General features: G+C 36.0%; 4 protein-coding genes and 1 pseudogene. 4 read left to right on the forward strand and 1 reads right to left on the reverse strand.

Features of this window, described 5'->3' with window-relative positions:
- The 4 genes and pseudogenes from QNJ66_RS26080 to QNJ66_RS26095 form a co-directional block, all read left to right on the forward strand.
- The coding region (locus tag QNJ66_RS26080) for a hypothetical protein (protein ID WP_300511582.1) at positions 1–1,171 on the forward strand (1,171 nt) is incomplete at its 5' end.
- 24 nt (positions 1,172–1,195) lie between these two features.
- On the forward strand, positions 1,196–1,903 hold the full coding sequence (locus QNJ66_RS26085) for a TauD/TfdA family dioxygenase (protein ID WP_300511583.1): 708 nt from the start codon (positions 1,196–1,198) through the stop codon (positions 1,901–1,903).
- A gap of 194 nt (positions 1,904–2,097) precedes the next feature.
- A complete protein-coding gene (locus tag QNJ66_RS26090; RefSeq protein ID WP_300511585.1) occupies positions 2,098–3,078 on the forward strand; it encodes a succinate dehydrogenase/fumarate reductase iron-sulfur subunit in 981 nt (326 codons plus the stop codon).
- A gap of 235 nt (positions 3,079–3,313) precedes the next feature.
- Positions 3,314–3,523 (forward strand): annotated as a pseudogene (locus QNJ66_RS26095) (IS5/IS1182 family transposase); the annotation flags it as partial.
- A 7-nt stretch (positions 3,524–3,530) separates the two neighbouring features.
- Here the strand turns inward: QNJ66_RS26095 and QNJ66_RS26100 are convergent.
- On the reverse strand, positions 3,531–5,057 hold the full coding sequence (locus QNJ66_RS26100) for an IS5 family transposase (RefSeq protein WP_300511584.1): 1,527 nt from the start codon (positions 5,055–5,057) through the stop codon (positions 3,531–3,533).
- Positions 5,058–5,338 lie beyond the last annotated feature (281 nt).

Here is a 5,338-nt window from a genome sequence, read left to right on the forward strand (position 1 = left end):
GATTGTTCTTTATGGGTTGGAAACAACCCGAATGAAAACACCACTTTTTTCGGAATTGTTTTATTTAACTGCTTCTTTCGGAGGAGATACCACTCCACCCCCCTATGTAGAATCTTATATCATTGAACCTTTAGTTAAATTATCTCAATTAAATCACCTAAAAACTACAAGAAAAATTCATTTTATTCCTCAGTTTTTTATTATTTCTAGTCTTCATACTCAACTAATAGAAAATAGTCATGACAAAGCAGGAAATCCCATTAATAAAAATTTACATATTTATAACTCAAGGGTTACATTGTTAAGAATTAATGATTTTATTAAAACGTTTTTTTCAGATGTTGCTACCTATTGTCATATCGTTGAATTTCCTGCGTATCAAACCAATAGTTTAGCTAGATTATTTCTAGGCTGTTTATGGAAAAATATTCCTATTGATTCTAACACTTTAAATAATCTTTTTGCAATTAAAGGTAATGTACAATCTTCTCTGACTGAAAATAATCACATTGATTATGTCAAAAAAATATTAGGTAATGAGGTTAATCCGTATGTATCTCGTCATCTATTTTCAAATATGATTTTTTCCCATGCTAACACTTTAAAATTTGCTTCTGATGCGACAGAACCACAGTTCCATTTAACCTCAATGTCTTTGTATTCATCCTTAAGACAACAGGGAGAAAATCTTATCAATTCTCTCCTATATTTCTCTAAAAAAATGAAAGAGGTTGGTTCTCAAATTGAGCAAAATTACTCGTATGCGGATCTAGAAAATTTAATGAATGCTCAAATTTCAAAATTACCTCCAGAAACGAAAGTTCATGGTCAATTAGGAATGACAGACTGTCATGCTTGTTACTATAAACATAAGGAGGAATTTTCTTTAAAAGAAATTATTGATTTTCAGAACTATTCTGCTCAAAAGCTAATGGAAAATAAACGAGATAATAAAGCAAAAAAACTAGAAAAAACTTTTGCTCGTTCCACTGATTTATTAGGAAAGCAAAGTTACCTAGATTTCTTGACTATATGGCAACCTATCTATTTAAACCTAAATACAGAGTCTAAACAACTCATGAAATCTATCAATCAACAATCTGATGAGATGAGAAATTTAACTTTACCATTACCCATCACTCAAATTATCTTTAATTATTATCTTTCTTAACTAACCACTGACATTGATCTTTTTATGACACAGACAATAATGCAATTAGAAACCTTACAAAAAGAATTAGCTGAAAATGGCTATTTACATATTCAATCTTCTCCTGATGATTGGATGAACTTTATTCAAAAAGTTACCCAGTGTAAAATTATGCCTCAAGACGAAGGAGAATTGATTTATGATGTTAAGTCAACTCCAGGTTATGAAAGACTTTCCAATGGAAAGAGTCAAAATGCTTTACGTCCCCATACAGAAGCATCCTATCGGGATATCCCTCCTCAATATATTGTCTTAAGATGTTTACAACCTTCGAGTTGTGGTGGAGGTTATACAGCATTCGTGGATGGTTATGATTTTCTTGATAATCTTAGTCCAGAAGTCAAAATTAGATTATCAAATGAACATCATAGATTCATGTCCAATCAAGGCCAACTAGAAACTTTTGCCCCTGTTCTTAAGTTTTCTCCCTCAAATCTTCCCATGCTCAGATTTAATTATAATGCTTTATACTACGGAGAACATTCTCCAGATGTTTCTAAAATGAGTAATCAACAAGAGCCTTTCTTGCCTAATTTTTGCCAAGAAGTTTTTAATTTCTTCGAGACTCAACAAACGTCAATTCGTTTACAAAAAGAAGAAATGCTTATTCTTGATAATTATCGAATGCTGCATTTAAGGACAAGTTTTTCTGATCCCAATCGTCATTTACAAAATATCTGGATGGGTTCATAGCGGTTTTCAATTGGGTGTATCAAGATTTTAGTTAAGTTGAGTGTGGGAAGTGTGGGAAGTGTGGGGGGAATTTTTATGTCGTTCCTTAGTCTATCCTCAAGAATCGACCCCCTAAAAGTGCGTGGATTGTCAACAAGAACAAGATAGGATAGAAAAAGCGAATGCCCTTGATATCCAATAACTATATTTGTTCGATGAAAGTATTGTTTAAAGTTTGGCGACAAAAGCCCCATCAAAGTCCTCAGCTAAAAACTTACACCTTAGAGGTTCAAGCGGGTAACACAATTTTAGAATGTTTAAATCGTATTAAATGGGAACAAGATGGGAGTCTCGCTTTTCGCAAAAATTGTCGCAACACCATCTGTGGCAGTTGTGGCATGAGAATTAATGGTCGTTCGGCTTTGGCCTGTAAACAAAATGTGGGGCAAGAGTTAGCCATGTTACCCTCCCCTGAAAATGATGACTTACCCACCATCACCATTGCCCCTCTGGGTAATATGCCAGTGATCAAAGATTTAGTGGTCGATATGTCAGGGTTTTGGGATAAGTTGCAAGAAGTTGATCCCTACGTCAGTACCCCAGGGCGCAAGATTCCAGAACGAGAATTTTTACAAACTCCAGAAGAGCGATCGCAGTTGGATCAGACGGGCAATTGTATTATGTGTGGAGCCTGTTATTCTGAATGTAATGCCTTAACGGTTAATTCTGAGTTTGTTGGTCCCCATGCTTTAGCTAAAGCGCAACGGATGGTGGCTGATTCTCGTGATACTACCATAGAAGAACGTCTCGAAAGCTATAACGAAGGAACCCAGGGGGTTTGGGGTTGCACACGCTGTTATTACTGTAATGCGGTTTGTCCAATGGAAGTTGCCCCGATGGATCAAATTAGTTATCTTAAACAAGAAATTTTAGAGCGCAAAGATGCTCAAAGTAGTCGCTCTATTCGTCATCGTAAAGTGTTAATCGATCTGGTTAAGCAAGGGGGATGGATTGATGAACGGAAGTTTGGGGTTTTTGTGGTGGGTAATTATTGGAGAGACTTACAAGGTTTACTCTCCATTGCACCCTTGGGCTTACGAATGTTAAATCATGGGAAGTTTCCCCTCTCGTTTGAACCCTCCGAAGGGACTCAAGAAGTGCGATCGCTGATTGAATCAGTACAGAATCACCCTTAACCCATAACTTCTGCATGGGCTTAATATTAACGAAGTCAGAAGTTCCTCACTGCGTAGGGCGCGCTATCGCACAGAAGTTGTTTTTGAGACAGAGATTACGGTGCGACCCCGGCGATTCGTACCGTCGAAGACGCGCCGTTAGGCAACCGCCAAGGGAACGCACACCAAGAGATATGCTCCGTTTCAAAAACGATTCGCCTTCAAAGGCGGGGTTTTAGACCCAATTGTTTTCGATAAAAGACAAAGAAATCTTCTAGAAGCTGTCAAAAAAGTCCATGAACAGCAACTCCAAATGTGGGAAAAAGAAACCAAAAGTGTTCCCCAAAGAATTGTCAGTATAACTCAACCCCATATTCGACCTATCGTGAGAGGAAAAGCCGGAAAAACCACAGAGTTTGGAGCTAAACTATCAGTAAGTTATATAGGGTTTGCTGAAAAAGTCACTCAAAAAATTAGGAGGCCAAAAGCCAGTAATTTGCCTCTAAATTAATAACTTTAACTGCTACAAAAGAATTAATAGAATAAGTTTTCATTATCACATTCTGTTTATTTAGTTCAAATGTTTTATTAATTAAAGAAAATGATAAAAAAGGCAATAAAAACTGCCGAAGCAGTTGGGAAAGATTAACTACTAAAAATGTAATAGCAATAGCGGTTTCCGAGGTTTCTTTTAGCTTAGTTTTAACCAAATCTAGACTAAACTTTCTTTTCGCTTGTCCAAATTTTCCTTCAATTCTATTCCTAAATGCTTCGTCTATTCTAGTTTGTCTCTTCTCTTCTTCACTGATGTTCTTAGGAGGTCTTCCTAAACCGATGACCCTTTGTCTAATTCCTCTTTGTTTACACCAATCTTTATTCGCTTTACTTCGATAAATTCTATCTGCATGAACTGATGATGGATAATAACCATAAGTCTGCTTAAATTTTTCAACTTGTCCTTGTAAGTCCCCAGATTCATTAAAATTTTCCCAACTTATTCGGTCTAAATATATATAATTATCTATATAGCTTATAGATAGTTTTGCTCCAAACTCTGTAGGTTTTCCTGCTTTTCCTCTCACGATAGGTCGAATATGCGGTTGAGTTATACTGACGATTCTTTGGGGAACACTTTTGGTTCCTTTTTCCCACATTTGTAGTTGCTGTTCATGGACTTTTTTGACAGCTTCTAGAAGATTTCTTTGTCTTTTATTTAAGCTATCTAAGGTCGCGCCCTCTAAGATTAGTTTCTCTATACTAACTAGATTCCTTTCAATATACTTAAGTTGTTTTCCAATCGCTTCTCTACCCTCTTTTTTAGTAGAACGACGGTTTTTCACTATTCTTAAATATTCTTTTCTAGCTATATTTCGATAAGTTCTGGGCTTTTTCTTTAATTTTACTTTTATCGATTCATAAAGAGTATCTATTATCTGTTCAGTTGCCTTTCTTCCTTGATTTAATATTTCTAAATCTGTCGGATATTTTATATCTCCAGGGGCGCAGGTGGCATCTAAGATCAGTTTGCCTTTGTTTTCCCTCTCTCCTATTTCTTCTGAGTCTGAGGTTGATTTTTCTTCTTTTTGCTCTGTCTTCTCCCTTCCCCTTTTTACCATTTCTTCATTAATTTGGTTGACCAGTTTCACAGTAATTCTTTGTCTAAAATGTACCATCATAGAAGCCTCAAAGGGAGCTTCAAATGTATAGGTTTCTAATCCGATAAAGTATTGTAAATATGGATTTTCTCTTATTTGTTCTACAGTTTCCCTATCGCTTATCCCTAGTTGCTCTTTAATGATTAAGGCTCCTAACGCCATTCTAAATGTTTTAGCTGGCGCACCTTTTTCTCTTTTAAACTGTTTGGCATACTCTTCTTCAAATTCTTCCCAAGGTATTAGCTCGGCCATCATTACCCAACGATTTTCTGGTGATAACTTGGTTCCTGGTAATAGTTCAAAGTTTTCTGGGGTAATTGGCGATCGCTGTTTCCTACGGTACATTTGTTTCACTTAACCAGGTGCAAGAGGCTTTTACCAATTTTAGGGCTTTTTGGGGGTCTTTGGCTGCTTTTTTGTTGCACTTTTCGGGAGCTAGATCGGTCTGTAACCTCGATGGATTAACTGTTCTATCCTTTATAAGCAAACCCTAGTTAATCTTTCCCAACTGCTTCGGCAGTTTTTATTGCCTTTTTTATCATTTTCTTTAATTAATAAAACATTTGAACTAAATAAACAGAATGTGATAATGAAAACTTATTCTATTAATTCTTTTGTAGCAGTTA

Origin of the sequence: Crocosphaera sp. (assembly GCF_030064895.1) — a bacterium.
Taxonomy (GTDB): domain Bacteria; phylum Cyanobacteriota; class Cyanobacteriia; order Cyanobacteriales; family Microcystaceae; genus Crocosphaera.